The organism is Escherichia sp. AM3, from assembly GCF_032029835.1.
GTDB classification, from domain to species: Bacteria; Pseudomonadota; Gammaproteobacteria; order Enterobacterales; family Enterobacteriaceae; genus Escherichia; species Escherichia coli.
The window spans coordinates 1-276 of sequence record NZ_JAVUPQ010000934.1; the positions used below are offsets into that span (position 1 = coordinate 1).

Below are 276 nucleotides of genomic sequence, written 5' to 3' on the forward strand. Positions count from 1 at the left end.
GGCTTTGGCTTCTCGATTCTGCCGCCGCCGATTTTAGGTCTGGGCCAGGGATCGGGCTATTCGCTGTACATTCAGGATCGTGCTGGTCTGGGCTATGGCGCGCTGCAAAACGCGGTGAACACCATGTCCGGGGCGATTATGCAGACGCCGGGGATGCATTTCCCTATCTCAACCTACCAGGCAAACGTTCCGCAGCTGGATGTACAGGTTGACCGTGATAAGGCGAAAGCGCAGGGCGTGTCGCTCACCGATCTCTTCGGGACGCTGCAAACCTAT

General features: G+C 58.0%; 1 protein-coding gene. It reads left to right on the forward strand.

From position 1 onward, the window contains the following. On the forward strand, positions 1-276 hold a 276-nt coding region (locus tag RTW80_RS29125; protein ID WP_312721593.1), incomplete at both ends, for an efflux RND transporter permease subunit.